This window comes from Caldicellulosiruptor obsidiansis OB47 (assembly GCF_000145215.1).
Taxonomy (GTDB): domain Bacteria; phylum Bacillota; class Thermoanaerobacteria; order Caldicellulosiruptorales; family Caldicellulosiruptoraceae; genus Caldicellulosiruptor; species Caldicellulosiruptor obsidiansis.
In genome coordinates this window covers 382477-400201 of sequence record NC_014392.1, presented here as the reverse complement: position 1 = coordinate 400201, position 17725 = coordinate 382477, and the positions used below count along the sequence as shown (strand labels likewise).

Below are 17725 nucleotides of genomic sequence, written 5' to 3'. Positions count from 1 at the left end.
TTCTCTACAAAGTCTCATATTCTTCTTCAGGTTTTATTGAAGCTTTTTTTGTTCCCCAGCTGAACGTTGTTTTTGCAATAACACCTTCAAATAAAAGAAGCAATGATGGCAGAATAAACAATATAACTATCATACTTATGACTGCACCTCTTGAGAGCATTTCACAAAGACTTCTTATCATATCTATTTTTGCAATGATTGCTACTGCTAGTGTTGAAAATGCAAACGCAAGTGCACTTGTAACAACAGACCTTGAAGAAGTTTTCACTGCTACTCTTATAGCTTCAAACCTGTCAAGTCCTTTTCGTATTTCTTCCCTGAACCTTGTTGTCATCAAAATGGCATAGTTTATAGCAGAGCCAAGTTGAATTGTTCCAAGAACTATTGAGGCAATAAACGGCACCACTGTTTTTGTATAATATGGAATTGATAAATTAATCAAAATTGCAAGCTCTATAGCAGATACCAAAATTACTGGTATTGAGATTGATTTAAACGTAATCAAAATGATAATAAATATTGCTAAAATTGAAATAAAATCCACTCTTTTGAGGTCTATATCTGCCATTTCAATCATATCTTTTGTCAAAACACCTTCTCCAGTCACATAAGAGTTTTTGCTGTACTTCTTTACAATATGCTGAATCATCTCTATCTGTTGATTTTCCTCCTGCGTTGCTGCTTTGTAAGCAGAGTTTACCATAATAAGTTTATATTTACCTTTTTCAAAATTATCTTTTAATTCTTGCGGAATAAAATTCTTCGGTATAGCCGGACCTAAAACTTCATCAAATGCCAAAACTTTCTCTACACCTTTTACATTCTTAATTTCCTCACACATACTTTTGATTTTGTAACCCGGTAAAGACCTGTCAACCAGAATCATATGAGTAGTAATCATGTTATATTCTTTTTTGAGAAGATCAGTTGCCTCAACAGACTTCATTGTTTTTGGCAGTGAATCAATAAGGTTATAGTAAACCTTCAAATTATTTCTACCATATATAGCAGGTATAAATGCAATGAGAAAGATTATAAACAAAATTACATAATTTTTAGAAACAAAGTTTGCTGTATGGCTAAATGTTGGCAATATGTTTTTAAGCCTATATTTATGGATTGCATTATCAAATTCAAGTATCAGTGCTGGAAGTATTGTAATTGTTCCAAGCACGCCCAAAAATACTCCTTTTGCCATGACAATCCCTATATCTGCCCCGATTCTAAGTCGCATTGCACAAAGTGCTAAAAATCCTGCAATGGCTGTTGCAGCGCTTGAGAGTATTGCAACCAGGGTCTTTGATATTGCCTCTGCCATAGCCTCTTCCTTTGATTCAAATCTTTTTCTTTCTTCATCATATCTGTGCATAAGGAAGATTGAAAAATCCATGGTTACACCAAGTTGCAAAACTGCTGCTAAAGCCTTTGTTATATAAGAAATCTGTCCAAGGAACTTATTTGTCCCAAGGTTATAGATAATAGCCATTCCAATGCTCAGCAAAAATAAGATTGGTATTACCGGAGATTCCATTGTCAAAATTAATAGAATGAATATAAATAAAACTGCAATAGCAACATAAAGCGGAGTTTCTCTGTCTGAAAGATCTCTTGTGTCTTTGATTATTGCTGACATACCACTCAAAAAACACTGTTTTGTAGCTATTTTTCTAATTTCAGAAATTGCGTTCTGTGTTTCAATTGATGCTGCAGAGTTACTGAACTGAATCAACAAAAGGGTGGAGTCTTTACTATAGAAGGTTGTTCTTAATACCTCTGGTAACATATCTTTTGGAATTGTAGGATCTAAAAAGTCATCAATCCATATAACTTTTTCAACTCCATTAACTTTTGAAATTTTTTCTTTCATCTTTTGAATATCAGAAATGTTCATCTTACCTTTTACAATTAGCATAGATATTGCAGCTTGCTTGAAATCTTTGTCAAGTATTTCTTGCCCTTTTGTGGAATCTAAATCCTTAGGCAAATATGTGAGGATATCATAATTTATCTTTGTTGTAATAAACCCATAAACTGACGGTATCAAAAGCAAAACTGCAATCACTAATACAAGTTTTCTATGCTTTGCTATAAAAAGGCCAAATTTATGCATGCTGCATCATCTCCGAAAAATTATTTTTGACTATTAGTCATGTTTTATGATATCTCAAAACTGACTAAATGTCAATATATTAATTTGAATTTTTGAAATAACCCAAATGTTATTTTAAGCAAAAGATAAATAGCAAAATGGGAAAATTAATAAAAATAAAAAAACAGGGCTTTCATAAAACAACCCTGTTTTTTGCAAATTCTTTTTTACTATCTCTTATTCATCCTTATTCAACAGTTTCATTTCCTCTACTCATCTGTCGCTGCAATCTTTCTGTTAAAGCCTTTGCTGCATTATAGCCCATCTTCTTTTGTCTGTTGTTCATTGCAGCAACCTCAACAATAATTGCAAGATTTCTGCCGGGTCGTACAGGTATCACAAGCGTTGGTACTTTTATCCCCAAAATTTCTATGTACTGGTCATGAAGACCAAGTCGTTCATATTCCTTTCCCTGTTTCCAAGTTTCAAGCTGAATTACAAGGTCAATTCTTTCGGACTCTTTAACACAACCAACACCAAACAGGTTTTTAACATCCAAAATACCAATTCCTCGAATTTCTATAAGATGCCTTATAATCTCAGGTGCTTCACCGACAAGTGTTTTCTCAGAAACCTTTCGAATTTCAACTGCATCGTCTGCAACAAGTATGTGCCCTCTCTTCACAAGCTCTAAAGCAGTTTCGCTCTTCCCAACCCCACTTTCGCCAAGCATCAAAACACCTTCACCATACACATTGACAAGAGTGCCATGGCGGGTAATCCTTGGTGCAAGTTCGTGTGTTAAAAATGTACTCAAGTTTGTCATGAACCTTGTTGTAACCTCTTGAGTACGAAGAAGAGGAACACCATATTTTTTTGAAAATTCTAAAAACTCTTCAAAAGGTTGCTGGTTTGAGGTAATAATCACACACGGAATATTTCGCTGAAAAAGTCTCTCAATTGCATCTCTTCGCTGCGTGGGTGTCATGGTCTTCAAATACGCCATCTCAGAAATTCCTATTATCTGAATCCTTTGTTCATCAAAATATTCAAAAAAACCCATAAGCTGTAAAGCCGGTCTGTTCAGGTTCATATCCTTTATTTTTCTTTCTTCAAGTCCACTAATTTCTGTTAAAGACTCTAAATTAAGTTCTTTGAGCATTTTACCAACTGTTGTATAAAACAATCTATAATCACACCCTTCCTGCATCAATTGACTGTTTTTTATACTCCAATCTTTTCTTTTATCTTCAAAGCTACTTCATATGGAATATCAGCAGCTTTTACAATCTCTTCAATGCTTGCTTTCCGCAAATTATCAATTGAGCCAAAAGTTCTAAAGAGCTTAAGTTTTCTTTTCTCTCCTATTCCCTCTATTTCATCTAAAATTGACTCATACAGATGTTTCTTTCTAACTTCTCTGTGGAACTTCACTGCAAACCTGTGCGTCTCTTCTTGAATAGCATATATAAGTTTATACACAAGCGGATACTCTTGAATACCTACTTCTTTACCATTGTAAATCAAGTCTCTTGTTTTGTGTCTATCATCCTTTACCATGCCAGCAACAGGAATAGAAAATCCCAAAGTGTTCAAAACCTCTAATGCAGCATTAACCTGATTTTGTCCACCATCAATCAATATCAAATCAGGAATTCGCCCATGTTTTTCTAAGCTAGTAAATCTTCTTGTCAAAACCTCTTTGACGCTTTTTATATCATCCTGACCCTCAAATCCTTTTATCTTGAACTTCCTGTAAAACTCTTTGTTGAACCTCCCATCCTCAAACACAATCAAAGTCCCTACATTGTCAGCACCTGCAATGTTGGAAATATCATAGCTTTCAATCTTTTCAATTTCATTCTCAAGTCCAAGGAGATTTTTAAGAGTTAAAAGCGCCTCAGCATATACATCACCTACTCTTTGCCTGTTTGCAAGAGAAATCTCTGCATTCTTTTTTGCCATGTCAAGAAGCTGCTTTTTTTCACCCTGTTTCGGAACAGTTACTTTCACTTTGAAACCATAAAGTTTTTCTATCATCTTTTCAATATTGTCAGCATTTTCTATTGTGTGAGGAATTATGATTTCCTTTGGCAGCGATACAACATCAGAGTAGTACTGCTCTAAAAATCTCTCAAATGTGTCCTCATCGGCTTTCAAAACAAACTCTTCCTTGTTTATAAGTTTGCCATTTCTGATAATCAGCACAACAATTGCAATGTGTGTGTGGTCTTTTGCGAAGTTTATAACATCTTCACTTCTGTCATCCGCATAAATGACTTTCTGTTTTGTGATTATTTGCTCAAGACTTGAAAGCTTATTTTTTATCTCCTGTGCCTTTTCAAACATTAGATTTTCAGCATATTCAAACATTTTTGCTTTGAGCTCCTGAACAATCTCATCACCTTTGCCGCTCAAAACTTTTATTGCCCCTTCAACAAGTCTCTGGTACTCTTCTTCTGCTACATCCCCTTTGCATACACCAAGACACTTTTCTATATAAAAATTAAGGCAGGGTCTGCCTTTGCCAAGCTGGTCAGGAAACTTTTTCTTGCAAGTCCTGAGCATAAAAAGGCTTTTGAGTAGCTCTACCGTCTGCTTTACAGAATACCCACTGACATATGGACCAAAATATCGGCTGCCGTCCTTTTCAATCTTTCTTGTTGTCACAAGCCTTGGAAACATCTCGTTTGTTATCTTTATATACTGGTAGTTTTTATCATCTCTCAACAGAACATTGTACTTTGGCCTGTATTCTTTTATGAGGTTGCACTCTAAGATCAAGGCTTCTATCTCGTTGTCTGTCACAATATAGTCAAGGTCTTTTATTTTTTTCACCATAAGCCTTGTCTTTGGCAGCATGTCTGATGAATTTTGAAAATACTGTCTGACCCTATTTCGCAGGTTTACAGCCTTACCAACATATATAACATTTCCATTTTCGTCTTTCATTATATAAACCCCTGGCGATGTCGGAAGATTTGAAAGCTTTTCCTCAAGCAACATCAGGTCATCTCCTCTTTTGGCTACATAGCATTTTCTATTGAGATTGAGTTTTAGTTTGATTATTTTCTGAAATCTCCACTTTTATGTAAGTTGGAAAGACTTCAAACTCTTTAATATTTTCGGGCTTTTCAACCAACACCTGAAGGTCATAACTCCCTTTTGTCAGATTTGAAACATCCACATACGCCTTCAAAGAATTAAAATCTACAGAATTTTGCGCACTTTGGTAATATTTGAGTTCTACTTTAACTTTGTCAGGACTGAGCTTCGCAAGAAGCCCTGGTGATAGTCCTCTCACTTCAATAGGTATATTGATAGATTTCTCAACAATTGAATCTGTGTATATGATGATTGTAACTTGTTTTACATTATCCAAAGACTTTATATTTTTTGGAAGACTAAAGTCAAATTGGAATGTTGAAACATTGTCAAGCATCTTTGTATCAATAGTCCCTACAACAATCTCATTTATTGAGTTTATGTCTTCTTCTTTTCCTGCTATATTGATTGTAGAAGGTTTTAAAATTATCTTTGAAATAACCTTACTGGGTGGAAGACTACCTTTGAACTTGACACTCAAAGGTACCTGTTTTGTTTTGAGTATCTCCACATACACATCTATGCTCTTTTGGGATAGTTCAAAAAGCGATGTTATGTCTTTTCCCCTTGAATCTATTACCTTTACAGGTACAGACGCTTTGAACGACCTGTCATTAAGACTTAGGTTCAGCTGAGCTACGCATTCAGAAATCTCTTTTATATCACTCTCAGCACCTTTTATGCTTATCACGTTAGGTTCTTCCTGATAATTATTTATAATATAACCCTTTTTGGGATTTCCATTTATCTCAACAGTAACATCTTTCTGGATTGTCACAAGATTGTCAATAGATACCGTAACATTTCTGGGATACACACTCTCAATGTTAATCCTGTGGTAAGGATTCTGGATAGCTACTGGAAGTTTTACTTCTCCTGTCTGTCTTATATCAGAAAAATCTACCATTGCTTGGATATTCTTTTCGTCAACTTTGCTAAGTTCATCCTGTGTACCGCTTATAACTATTCTTACCTCTTTTGCATCAGCTTCTGTCATCACAAGGCCTTTTGACAAAGTTGCAACGTTGTATCTAATGGGAATAATTATCTCTCTTTTCTTTATAGGATTTATAATGCTATTTACATAGAACCACAAAACAATTGCAATCAAAATTGAAACAACTCTGAGCCAGAAATTACCATCTTTTGGTCTTTTTATTGCAATCTTTTTCAAATCTTAACGCCTCCACTTGAAAATACTTAGTCCATTCTTCCCTTCTTCTTGCTTCAAAGGTCTGAGAAGTATCTTCCTCAAAGCCTCAGGTCCTAAGTTTCTTGTAAGACCACCGTTGTACGCAACAGAAATAATCCCTGTCTCCTCTGACACAACAATTGCCGTTGCATCAGAGTTTTCAGATATACCAAGTGCCGCTCTGTGCCGTGTTCCAAGTTCTTTGCTTATGTATCTGTTCTCAGACAGAGGCAAAAAACATGCAGCCGCTTTTATTTTCCCATCTCTTATAATCACAGCACCATCATGAAGCGGGGTGTTTGGAATAAATATATTTATCAAAAGTTGGGATGAAATCTCTGAATCAATTATAATTCCTGTATTGATAATATCTCCTATTTTAGTCTGACCTTCAACAACAATCAATGCACCAATCTTGTTTTTTGAAAGATACATCACAGCCTTTATTATCTCTTCAACGCTGTTTTGCCACTTTATTGCCATTTTCTCATCAGGGCCAAACCACAAAAACTTGCCCCAGATTTTGCTTCTTCCAATCTCCTCTAAAGCACGTCTTAGCTCTGGCTGGAAAACTATCAAAAGCGCCAGAACACCATATGACAGTGTATTTGTCAAAAGCCAGTTTATAACATTAAGATTCAGCCATTTGCTAACCTGTGTTATAACAATTAAAACAGCTATGCCTTTTATGAGCTGATACGCTCTTGTGTCTTTTATCCATACAATTATTTTGTATATCACAAACGACACAATTGCAATGTCAATAATATCAAACGGCGAAATTCTGATTAGTGTTACGTTTCTCAAAAACTCCTGAAGATAAAAAGAAAAATCTTTCAGCAAACCTTTCTCCCCCACTATTTTCTAAATATTACCAAGATACACATTCACAAGATACTTTTTAGCAACCTCTCTTAGTCTCATTAATGTCTCCTTTGGTGTTGGTGGAAGAGTCATCTTGTATCTTGGAAAATATCTTGTAAGGTGCAGCGGAATTCTATCATCCATTGAGGCAATCCACTTTGCAAGACTTTCTATTTCTTCATCCCTATCATTTAACGTTGGAATAATGAGTGTTGTTATTTCAATATGAATCTTTTCGGCACATATCTCAACAAACCTTTTTACTGGTTCTAAATCCCCACCACAAACCTTTTTATAAAACTCATCATTAAAAGCTTTAACATCAATGTTTGCACTATCTATTATTTCAAGTAGTTCATAAAGCGGCTCTTCATTCAAATACCCATTTGTAACAAGTACAGTCTTAAGCCCTTCCTGTTTAAAAGCTTTTGCTACATCCATTACATATTCAAACCAGATGGTAGGTTCATTGTAAGTAAAAGCAATGCCAATACACTTTGGATCTTTTTTAGCAAGAGCAATGAGCTTCTCAGTCTCAACCTCAAACACGTTTGGACTGAGCTGCGAAATCTCAAAGTTCTGGCAATGAAGGCACTTAAACGAACACCCAAATGTCCCTATAGAAAGTATAGTTGACCCCGGATAAAAATGATAAAGAGGTTTTTTCTCTATAGGGTCAAATGCAATCGAAGAGATATAGCCATAGTTTAGCGAATACAGAATACCATCAACATTTTTTCTTGCTCTGCAAAAACCAGTGCTGCCCTGTGGTAAGATACATCCATGTGGACAGAGCTTGCATCTGACTTTTTTGCCTTCAAGCTTTTCATAATATCTTGCCTCAACCATTTTATTCTCTTCCCTTACTTGTGTCTTTCAACTGTAAACCTTTCTATCTCAAAATCTTCACTTTCATAGTCAATTCCTGCTTTTCTGCAGGCTATCTTAAGCTGCTCTTCAACTGTGTCAACGCCTTCAAGGTCAGGAAGCAAAAGCCCTTGCCTGGTCCCTTTTCTCACAATAACCCCATATTTTTTAGGGTCAAGTTGGTCTTTTGAACTTACCTTTTCAGGTGGGCTTAGAATATCAACATCATACACAAGGCTGTCAAGCTCATCTTCGGTAACTTCTTCAAACCTTGGATCATAAAACCCTGCTGCAACAGCGTTTCTGATTATCTCTTTTGCGATATTCTCCTGTGTCGGGAAAATTGTGCCTATACAGCCTCTTAAATTCCCGTCCTTTTTGATTGACACGAAAACTCCTGCTCTTTCTTTTAGCATTCTTTCTGTGACATAATCTGGTATGTAGTCTAAGTACCTGCGGTGTCTTACATAGTATTCTAAGCTTTCTCTTGCAAGTCTTATATATTCATCTTCATTTTCTCTTATCCTTTTTAATCTCTCTTCTTTTTTTTGAACTATCTCCTCAAGCAAAGAAGAACTTGCTTCCCCTTTCTGGTAAAAGGCAGCAACACAGTATCCAACGCCAAAAGGTCCTTCATACGAATAAACCTTGGACTCTATACTATAGCCCTCAAATGCACCAAGCAAAACCTTTATGGACCTGAAACCACATTCTGCCGCATTTTCTGAAAGCACAGGGTCTATGTCATAAAGTGCTCTTATGTTGCTTCCTTGCAAAAGTTCAACCAGAAGTCTGTCAAACTCTGGTCCTTCCTTTGCAAACCCGTAAGGTCCATCGTAAGAGAGTTTGTGCGAAAGGTCACCTGAAGCCACAATCAAGCCTTTTTTTCCTTGTTTTTCAATTGCCTTTCTCAGTATCATTCCATATTTATAAAGGTTTATATCATCAAGCATACAATAGGATGTGTGAATAAGCTCAAAGTCTTTATATCTTCTGGTTATAAAGTAAAGTGGAACCAATGCGCCATGGTCAAGTTCTCGCGAAACACTATATCTTTTTTGAAGTTTGTCTGATACAAATGCAACTGCTAAACCTTCTTGAGCACACATTTTTGCAATTTCTTGAACTATCTCAAGGTTATTTTTAAAGCTAAATTTTGCTCCATATACACCCCATTTTGCAAGGTCACCAGTAATTTCTGGTTTGTCATTCAAGAAAAAAGCATTCGAAAACACAGGTGCATGAGGTGATATTATGGCTATGACCTCTGGTTTATATTCAGCTATTTCATCTGCTACCTTTTCCAAAGCATTTAAGGTTGCCTGGCACTTTTTCTCCTCGCCTCTCCCAATCTCGGGAATCAAGACTGGTGGATGTGGTAATAAATACCCTACCATTTTTGCCTGCCCCTTACTTTGATTTTCTTTAGATTTTCATATATAATATTTTACCCTTTTTTTGTGCTTGCTTCTACTGTCCAAATATTAAAAAGTTGTTACAAAAAATTTACTGCACATTTTCAAAAAATTTATGATATAATTGCTAATAAAATTTTGAATTGCTGGGTTTTTGACAGGGAGTGATTTTTATATGGTAAATGTTAAAGGAAAATGGGCATTGATAACTGGTGCAAGCAGAGGAGTTGGCTATCAAATTGCAACTTTCATGGCTAAAATGGGTTGTAATCTTATTTTGCATGGCAGGAAATTAGAGCATTTGAAAAAAATATCTGAAGAAGTTAAAAAATTTGGAATTGAAACTTACTGCGTCCAGGCAGAGTTTTCGGAGCCTACCCAAGTTGTAACTATGCTTGATGAAATAGAATCAACAGGTATCGCTGTTGACATTGTATTCAATAATGCTGGACTGCAAGTAGCATATCGAAAAGATTTCTGGAAAACTCCTATCGAAGATTTTGAAATAAGTTTTCGTGTTAACTTTATTTCAGCAGCTCTCATCTGCTATCGTTTAATACCACCAATGATTGAAAGAGGTTTTGGCAGAGTTGTGAACGTTACTAGCGGAATCAAAAACGAACCGGAACAAGCAGCATATTCTGCCAGCAAGGCTGCTCTTGACAAGTTTACAAAGGACCTATCTTCAAAACTTGATGGAACAAATGTAATGATTAATCTGGCTGACCCCGGCTGGTGTAGAACCGACCTTGGCGGACCAAATGCTCCAAATCCTGTTGAAAGTGTTATCCCGGGAATAGTTGTAGGCGCCTTTATAGATGATAAAAAGAGCGGAAGACTTTTCCCAGCTCAAGCTTTCACAGGTTTGACTCTTGAAGAAGCAGTGGCAAAAGCTGAAAAAATGAGTTAATAAATCTAATGATTATAAAATAGAGAATAAGTGTAAAGGGGCTATCCTTTCATAAGTTTCAGGAGAGCCCCTACTTTTGTCTCATTATATCTTAGCCTTTTGCAGAAACGCTCAATATGAGCGTTATCAAGCTTTATAAAGATTCAAAAAAGTCTGGTCTCCATCCTCAAGGCTTCGGCTCTCTACAACTCTTGATATCCTTTTGGGCTTATTTAATAAGTTTATCGACTTATCCAACTACATACCTTCTTATTTCTACAACGCTTACTACAAATACTTCGGCAAGCATAGACCATTCTCCTTAGAATCTATGCTTCTAAAGCTTCTCTGTTCAAAAATTTCTCAAACTCAATACCCTTGATTTTTCTTCGGGCTGTGCTTCTTATACTACCCATGGACTTAGTTCTTTCTATAATTGTTCGCATCAATGTTCACTCTATTTCCACTTTCTCGCGCTTCATAAAAATCTTTAACACACAAATTCATAAACTTTTCCAAAATATCTCTATCCACGCACACAATATTTCTCTTAGGCAATCCCCTGAACTTGCTTCAATCTTAATCTTCAATACAACCGGCATTGTCCCAAAGGTCCGTAAAAATAACCCTAAATTCATTCATCTACTGTTGAAAAATACCTCAAAAGCTAACCCTGATTTGCGACTTTGTTTTTTACTTAACCTTCTAAAACCAAGAAGCTAGAAGGCTTAGGATACTATTGTCTTTTTTGATATTGTTAATTTTTGTCATATGTTTGTTGTTGATTATTTTTGCTTGCATTGATAATATTAGGTTGTCATATTGCTTTTCTTTTTGTATCTTGATTATATTTTATGTTAGTATTGGCATCTCTTACCTTCAATCATAACCTATTTGGTAAACGGTTATATATGATACATTTGTTATCTTCGTAATTACCTTAATACTCGTAGTATTTGACAATTGACTTATTATCCATGCTGCGAGTCTGTTTGTCATTCTTTGATACTTAGGCAAAAAGTCAACTTCCTCACAAAATTTCTTCTTACAAACTTTACAGACATATTTACGTTTCTTTAAAATAAGTACATCTTCTTGCCTAAGTTTTATTTTTCTACTATGCAATTCAATACAAGCACTCTTTTTTTATTTACCTACCCTGATATTTATTATATAGAGCCTTATATCTTTTTTCTTTCTGTTTTCTTAGGCAACTAAAATTCCAGAAGTCATACACACTAAATTACCAACATTAATTCAATGCAAAGTATTTTAATTACTGTAAATAAAGTTGTTTGTAAAGATCTACTAAACTTATTTTTTGTTCTTCTATGCTTTTAATTACAATTCCCTCTCTCAATATACCTTTGATTTTCTCAAAGTATCTTTCGTTTTCTTCAAATTTCGTAGTTATAAAAATTTATTTAGTGCTTGTTATTTCTATTATTGCTTTATTCTACCACATGAAGATTAGATTCAACCTGCTTTTTGTATTAATTTAGATATTATACCATATTGCGGCGGGTATCCGTCCACAATAACCATGGTGTTTACCCTCTCATGTCTCTCAGGGTCTTTCTTACCTTGCCCTCAATTCCCTCGTCCCATCTACCATGGCGTGGATGTCGGTTATGCTCGTATGCAGGGTCTTCGCCCTTATGGGGATTGTACTCCGACCACCCGCTCTCATTTTTTAATCGTCCTATAAAAATTCATTTAATTTATCTAATTCCTCTTTCCTTCTATATCTTAATCTTAACACACTTTCTATGATTTGAACTCTTAATAAAAGGGGCGCTTTGCTACTCGACATGTCTTAATTCTTCTCGCAAAGCTAAGAAACTTTTACCCCCTCAAGATGTGTACTCTGCTAATCTTTCGCTCCTACTTTAAACTAAAATTTCTCAAGTTGGGAGTTAAAATAAAATTGTGTCCACTGTATAATTAGTATTGAAATAATCATCAAAGGGGGCTACTTAAGAATGAATAAAAACGAAATTATTGAGACTGCTAAAAACATGGCAAAAGAAGCAAGTATTAAATATGTATTGCTTCCTGTGATGATCCTAACCGCCCAGCTCTAAAGCAACTAAAAGTAAAACTTGCTCGATTGCTTTATGTTGTCGGAAAGATAAGTAGCCTTGCTAAAAACGACAATGACAAAGGCAATGGTTTTTATTGAAGTAAAACTTGCAACACCTGCCTTAAGTCTTGAAATCTCTGTCCCTCGCACGCGCTACTTCCAATTTCCGACCTTCTATCCTCTTCTTCCCGCTACAAAAGAGTTGATAGTTTTCCTACTTACCTGCTTATGTCGCAAGTATGCCAATGGTTATTCTTGAGCGTTCCCTTGTCCAGACTTTGAAAGCTTTGAATCTTCCATATTCCGAAAATGAAATACCAAAAATCAAAGAAGACCTTAAAAATGAGCTTGAGTTTCCCAAACAAAGAGAACTTACCTGCAAGTGCTTTTGCTCTTATCATCGATAGTTATTCAAAAGTAAAGTTAAGGTAATTGTAAGAGCAAATTTGCTACTTGCAATGCCTGCCTCGGTATCGACTAAGAAAGGTAAAAAAGACATTTTCGGTATTCTGCCCTTTCTTCGGCAAAGAAAATAAGGCTTACCTGGATGAAAGTTTTTGACGATCTAATTACAAGAGGTCTTAAAGAAGTTTTAATTGTCATAAGTGATGACTTTCCTGGTATTATAGATGCTGTCAAACTTGCTTATCCTCTTTTTTACCTTTAGCTTGCTTTTGTCCACCTCCAACAAAATAGCAGAAAACATATGACAAAAGATAAAGCTTTCCGCTTTTAACAAGAGTTAAGAACAAACTTAGAATTTCTTCCTCCGATTTTTTGATTGAGCTGTACTGAAATTTAAAGAACTTTGTAATGGATACCTTTCATAATATCCTCGATTTTATTGCTGCAATATCAGAAAAAGCAGAGTTTTATTCTGTCCATATGAAATACCCTGAGGAATTAAGAAAGCTTTTTCTACAAACGCCGCTTTATGTGTAAATAGCATGATTGCGAAGGCAAGAAGTAAATTTAGGTGGATACTTTCAGCTGCTTGCGTCTTAGAAATTAATATTTACTTACAGGAAGAGAACTTACGCCGTACAAAATGGAAAAATGGAGTTCCCAGCATTAGAAAATGCATTAACAACATAACCCAACTTTACAATTTACGTTATAAATTGGAAACACAAAATTCTTGACAAGTCTCCGAATATATCTGTTTGCTCATATTCTCACTCGTTCCCTGATATACCCTGTCTACATACATATTTTTATACTTGTCTACTGCATCATTAACTATATCACCAGTGGATGAAATAAAAATGTCTTTTATAAAGCAAGCAGGACTATCTAAATAATTATCACATAAAATATGATTCTCTTTATCCTCTAATACTACTTGCACTCTTCTTCTAATAGGTTTAAACACCACTACAAAAGTATATTGTTTATTAGCCTCAAACTTTAAATCGTTATGAATACTTCCAGGTATATCAAATCCATTATTTAATCTCGAAAGTATAGAAGGTAATAAATTCTGCCTGTACTTATTCCCTTCTTCACTATCCATGAATTTTAAAAGACCTTTCCTGGAACTCTTTATTATTATGTCATCATTCTGTATTATCCTCTCACCATCCTTATCGTACTTAAAGCTATCAATCAACTGCCTTACCTTATTCTGACTTCTCCAATCTCCTTCAATTAAAAACACATCATATAACCCTGCTATAGGATTTTGCCTGTATATCTGCTTCTCAAATTCACTATCAGAATCGGAACTGTTCAGTATAATATAATACCTTTATAATAGTCTAATATCGTCTTTACCAGTGAAATTTTTATTGTTCCACTTGGCTGCAAGTAAGAGCTTCTACCAGCACCTGAACCACCGCCTGATCCAGGAACTTGGAAAGTAGCTGAAGCATCACCACCTGTTTGAACGTGTATACCCTGTTCACCAAAAACTGTTAAGGGTATTGCAGTTAGTATCATCGCTATAGCTAATAAAATACTAACGATACGTCTCATACTATTAATACCCCTTTCCAAGATAATTCAAAAACTCCCCAAAATTTTTAAAATCATAATCCGACCAATCATGATATACCGCCTCATGATTCGTCATTTGAACGTTATATAAATATGCTGTAATAGCATCATATAAAACTATAGCCTCTCTCAATGTTGCTGGTGAATACCACCAGTTAGCATCAGGCTCTTTTGGCATGTTTGGCCAATTTTTGAATAGGTCAAGAGCCTGCAACTTGTTATCAAGCCACCTTGCATAATTAGAATGGAACACGCCTAATTTCTTTCCCTGCTCTATAACAGAATAGTTTATAGGTATTGAAAAAGGCATATAGTTTAAAATATAAACATATCTTTTAACTCCTTCAGTTTTATAACTTAGTTCCAAATAATCTGCCGCGTACTTGTAATACTTGGGATTACCATAAACCGCCTTGTCTGAATCAGTTCCTTTTATTAGTCTCTTCTCTATAGCTGCATTATCTATCTTTACTTTTCTAAAATATCTTGTAGCTGGCTTACCTTGATTAAGATATATAGCCATTGTATATGGATTTGAAGCTCCTATATAATGACCATCAGTTTTGTTAGGTGGATATTGCTTAGGATTTTTAACTGATAAAATAGCTGCCATATAATTATCATCAACATTTGCCATAAAAGCTAAAGCCAACTCAAATCGTGTAATTGGTCTTCCTATTTTACTATAATCATACTTATAATACTTCAAAGCCTCTCTTCTTCCAGGACTATATAAATACCTGTCATAAACTTCATCAAGAGATTTTAATTTATACTTCTTTTGCATCTCCTTAGCCCACTGCTCAAGCTGAGGATCCTTGCGTATTATCGCTTCCTTGTAATTATCCATTTGATTCTCATAAGTATCTCCAACTATCATAGATACTCCAGTACGGCTAACCTGCGACACAATCTTCCATAAATCCTCAAAAGTTAATTGCCTGTCCCATCTTATTACTCTACGCTTATCTATAACTTTACCAGTTTTCTTATCTTTCCTTATACACCAGTAACCATCAATAGCCTGTGCTACAGTTAACATTGTTACATATGGCGCATAATAATCTTTCTCGGATACATCTGAAAAGAAATTAGCCGCTGCTTTTGCAAGTTCAGGCCTTAAAATTCTAAATACAAATCTATTATCAACATTATTACCTACAAGTCTACCAGCATTAATATCATATACCCCTGGACCTCGTCCTCTTCTCTTAGTAGCTCCCCACATTATATAATATACCAGCGATTTATCTCCATGGTCAAGTCTATCTGCAGGATTGTCCTCGAATAGGTGTAAAGATATTTACCACAGCGAAAGAATGTACGAAAACAATAATGAAAAGCCCATAAAAAGAATTGTGGCTGCCTCCCTCCTGTTTGATATAATAAAAAAGTGTAATATTCCATTCAAAAGAAACATCAAAAAACTACCAGGATGGGAGGGCAGCCTACTATGAATATTATACCATATCATGAACTCAGAAAAATATCTCCTGAAAAGGCCAGAGAATTAATTCGAAAAGTATTTGAGGCAAATAACAAAAACATATCAAAAACTGCTAAAATATTAGGTGTATCAAGACACACTGTAAGAAGAGCAGTATATGGTCCTGTTGAGGATAAGTCTAGAAAGCCTAAAACTTGCCCTAAAAAACTTTCTTCTGAGCTTGAAAATCTCATTATCCAAGAGGCTAAAAAAACAGGATTCAGATACAGACGTCTTTCTCTTTATTTATTCAGAAAATATGGCGTTAAAATAAGTGAAAACACGATAAAATCTATTCTCAAAAGAAATAGTGTGCCGAGAAAGACAAGAAAGACGAAAAAGGGAGAAAGAAGTCTTTACGATTATGAGTCTCTCATCCCATTTTCTGAATTTCAGCTTGATACGAAACATCTTTTAGACAAAGAAAGCCTCCCAAAAGAAGTATATGAGCACATGATAAAATACAATCTACCGTGTTATGAGTGGAACATGATAGATGTTGCTACAAGGACAAGATTTACAGCTTATTCATATGAGCTTTCATCTACTTTTGGTTTTATGTTCATAACATTAGTAGTTTTATGGCTTAGGACACATAATGTAAGAAACCCAATAAGGATAAGATTAGATAATGGAGCAGAGTTTTGTGGTGGGAGCGAAAAAAAGCTAAAGGAGTGGAATGAGATGTTGTCATTTTTGGGAGTAGAGCTAAATCCTATTCCACCAAAAGCAAAACACTTGATGGGTATAATTGAAAATTCACATAGAGCAGATGATGAATATTTTTTGATGATTCATGCTGAAAGATGCATAACAAAAGACGAATTTATGACAAGAGCTCAAAAATGGCAGGATACGTGGAATTTTTATAGACCTCACAATGGTAAAGGAATGAATGGGAGGACACCTTTCGAAAAGTTTAGAGATTCAAAAATTCTGGTCTCCTCCCATGTATTTCAATTTCCTACTTTACTTCTTGAAGACTTATTAAAGAAAGTGGGGACTTTTTATTCTCTGTTCTGTAATAAATTAGGTGGTAAATATGTCTTCACCACGTGCCATCTGCAGGATTGTCTATACCTCCATGAAACTTATAATTCCATAAATAAGTATAATTATTAGCAAAAACCTTCTCAGCTCTTGTATAAAAATATTTCATATTATCCTCTATCCTAAAACCTCTTGTTGGAATATAAACCGATATAGGCTTACCCTTCAATTCCTTATACATGTTTTGAAAAAATGCTATCGTATGAGGGTCCAATTTAGGATCAAACTTCAAATCATATTGAAAAATACGATAAACAGGATCAGTACTATAATCTATTATTGGCATTTCTTTATCATTTTCAATAAATTTCACAGTCGTATATGCTTTAACAAGTCCAAATATCTTCTTAAAATCATCTTCTAACTGCTGATATCCTTTTCTCTCAAGCCATTGAGGTATCTTTGCCGAATTAAAGATTACCTCGGGTCTATCTATTGGTATACTGTTACCATTGTTAATAAACAAATATTTATTAATCGGAGCCTGTGGGTCTATTTTTTGGTACTCTATGCTGTATAAATTACTACTCGAAGCGAAAACGATAACAACACTGCTTAAAATTGTAGCCACCAATAAAATCCCTGCTATTATTTTTCTTAACTTACTCATAATCAATACTCCCCTCTCTTATTATTTTTTTTATTAGCATATTTTGAATTTTAAAAGGCTTAACCTGCAACAATATTATT

General features: G+C 35.0%; 14 protein-coding genes and 2 pseudogenes. 4 read left to right on the top strand and 12 right to left on the bottom strand.

Going from position 1 to position 17725, the window contains the following annotated elements:
- Nucleotides 1–4 precede the first annotated feature (4 nt).
- The 7 genes from COB47_RS01580 to amrA form a co-directional block, all read right to left on the bottom strand.
- A complete protein-coding gene (locus COB47_RS01580; protein ID WP_013289674.1) occupies nt 5–2110 on the bottom strand; it encodes an efflux RND transporter permease subunit in 2106 nt (701 codons plus the stop codon).
- 226 nt (nt 2111–2336) lie between these two features.
- Nucleotides 2337–3275, bottom strand: a complete 939-nt coding sequence (gene hprK / locus COB47_RS01575; RefSeq protein WP_041742350.1) for an HPr(Ser) kinase/phosphatase — start codon at nt 3273–3275, stop codon at nt 2337–2339.
- Nucleotides 3276–3313: 38 nt separating this feature from the next.
- Complete coding sequence (uvrC, locus tag COB47_RS01570; RefSeq protein WP_013289672.1) at nt 3314–5095, bottom strand: excinuclease ABC subunit UvrC; 1782 nt, start codon at nt 5093–5095, stop codon at nt 3314–3316.
- Between the two features lie 34 nt (nt 5096–5129).
- Nucleotides 5130–6368, bottom strand: a complete 1239-nt coding sequence (locus COB47_RS01565; RefSeq protein ID WP_013289671.1) for a CdaR family protein — start codon at nt 6366–6368, stop codon at nt 5130–5132.
- 3 nt (nt 6369–6371) lie between these two features.
- On the bottom strand, nt 6372–7229 hold the full coding sequence (gene cdaA / locus COB47_RS01560) for a diadenylate cyclase CdaA (protein ID WP_013289670.1): 858 nt from the start codon (nt 7227–7229) through the stop codon (nt 6372–6374).
- A gap of 21 nt (nt 7230–7250) precedes the next feature.
- A complete protein-coding gene (gene amrS, locus COB47_RS01555) occupies nt 7251–8099 on the bottom strand; it encodes an AmmeMemoRadiSam system radical SAM enzyme (RefSeq protein WP_013289669.1) in 849 nt (282 codons plus the stop codon).
- 14 nt (nt 8100–8113) lie between these two features.
- Nucleotides 8114–9514 (bottom strand): AmmeMemoRadiSam system protein A, encoded by a 1401-nt coding sequence (gene amrA / locus COB47_RS01550; protein ID WP_013289668.1) that lies wholly within the window; start codon nt 9512–9514, stop codon nt 8114–8116.
- Nucleotides 9515–9707: 193 nt separating this feature from the next.
- Here amrA and COB47_RS01545 point away from each other — a divergent pair, with 193 nt between their 5' ends.
- Both COB47_RS01545 and COB47_RS11875 read left to right on the top strand, forming a co-directional pair.
- Nucleotides 9708–10442, top strand: a complete 735-nt coding sequence (locus tag COB47_RS01545) for an SDR family NAD(P)-dependent oxidoreductase (RefSeq protein WP_013289667.1) — start codon at nt 9708–9710, stop codon at nt 10440–10442.
- 135 nt (nt 10443–10577) lie between these two features.
- Nucleotides 10578–11102: pseudogene (locus tag COB47_RS11875) on the top strand (ISNCY family transposase); the annotation flags it as partial.
- A gap of 198 nt (nt 11103–11300) precedes the next feature.
- Here the strand turns inward: COB47_RS11875 and COB47_RS12740 are convergent.
- Nucleotides 11301–11546 carry a helix-turn-helix domain-containing protein gene (locus COB47_RS12740; RefSeq protein WP_041742348.1) on the bottom strand — a complete coding sequence of 82 codons (246 nt, stop codon included), beginning with the start codon at nt 11544–11546 and terminating at the stop codon, nt 11301–11303.
- A gap of 857 nt (nt 11547–12403) precedes the next feature.
- Between COB47_RS12740 and COB47_RS11870 the strand changes: the two are divergent.
- A pseudogene (locus tag COB47_RS11870) lies at nt 12404–13646 on the top strand (transposase).
- Here the strand turns inward: COB47_RS11870 and COB47_RS01535 are convergent.
- The 3 genes from COB47_RS01535 to COB47_RS01525 all read right to left on the bottom strand — a co-directional run bounded on the left by COB47_RS01535 (nt 13619) and on the right by COB47_RS01525 (nt 15727).
- A complete protein-coding gene (locus tag COB47_RS01535) occupies nt 13619–14161 on the bottom strand; it encodes a hypothetical protein (RefSeq protein WP_013289666.1) in 543 nt (180 codons plus the stop codon). The pseudogene COB47_RS11870 and the gene COB47_RS01535 overlap by 28 nt on opposite strands.
- A 71-nt stretch (nt 14162–14232) precedes the next feature.
- Nucleotides 14233–14478, bottom strand: a complete 246-nt coding sequence (locus tag COB47_RS01530) for a hypothetical protein (RefSeq protein ID WP_041742346.1) — start codon at nt 14476–14478, stop codon at nt 14233–14235.
- Nucleotides 14479–14482: 4 nt separating this feature from the next.
- The gene (locus tag COB47_RS01525) at nt 14483–15727 is read right to left on the bottom strand and encodes a hypothetical protein (RefSeq protein ID WP_013289664.1); all 1245 of its coding nucleotides are present in this window, start codon (nt 15725–15727) and stop codon (nt 14483–14485) included.
- 225 nt (nt 15728–15952) lie between these two features.
- Here COB47_RS01525 and COB47_RS01520 point away from each other — a divergent pair, with 225 nt between their 5' ends.
- A complete protein-coding gene (locus COB47_RS01520) occupies nt 15953–17107 on the top strand; it encodes a helix-turn-helix domain-containing protein (RefSeq protein ID WP_013289663.1) in 1155 nt (384 codons plus the stop codon).
- On the opposite strand, the gene COB47_RS01515 is transcribed toward COB47_RS01520, so the two are convergent.
- A complete protein-coding gene (locus COB47_RS01515; RefSeq protein ID WP_041742345.1) occupies nt 17034–17645 on the bottom strand; it encodes a hypothetical protein in 612 nt (203 codons plus the stop codon). The genes COB47_RS01520 and COB47_RS01515 overlap by 74 nt on opposite strands.
- Nucleotides 17646–17725: the final 80 nt, after the last annotated feature.

Bases quoted from the DNA above. Each gene is read 5' to 3' on its own strand.
- COB47_RS01580 (WP_013289674.1), bottom strand. From the start codon at position 2,110: ATGCATAAATTTGGCCTTTTTATAGCAAAGCATAGAAAACTTGTATTA.
- uvrC (WP_013289672.1), bottom strand. From the start codon at position 5,095: ATGTTGCTTGAGGAAAAGCTTTCAAATCTTCCGACATCGCCAGGGGTT.
- amrS (WP_013289669.1), bottom strand. From the start codon at position 8,099: ATGGTTGAGGCAAGATATTATGAAAAGCTTGAAGGCAAAAAAGTCAGA.
- amrA (WP_013289668.1), bottom strand. From the start codon at position 9,514: ATGGTAGGGTATTTATTACCACATCCACCAGTCTTGATTCCCGAGATT.
- COB47_RS01545 (WP_013289667.1), top strand. From the start codon at position 9,708: ATGGTAAATGTTAAAGGAAAATGGGCATTGATAACTGGTGCAAGCAGA.
- COB47_RS01530 (WP_041742346.1), bottom strand. From the start codon at position 14,478: ATGAGACGTATCGTTAGTATTTTATTAGCTATAGCGATGATACTAACT.
- COB47_RS01525 (WP_013289664.1), bottom strand. From the start codon at position 15,727: ATGTGGGGAGCTACTAAGAGAAGAGGACGAGGTCCAGGGGTATATGAT.
- COB47_RS01520 (WP_013289663.1), top strand. From the start codon at position 15,953: ATGAATATTATACCATATCATGAACTCAGAAAAATATCTCCTGAAAAG.
- COB47_RS01515 (WP_041742345.1), bottom strand. From the start codon at position 17,645: ATGAGTAAGTTAAGAAAAATAATAGCAGGGATTTTATTGGTGGCTACA.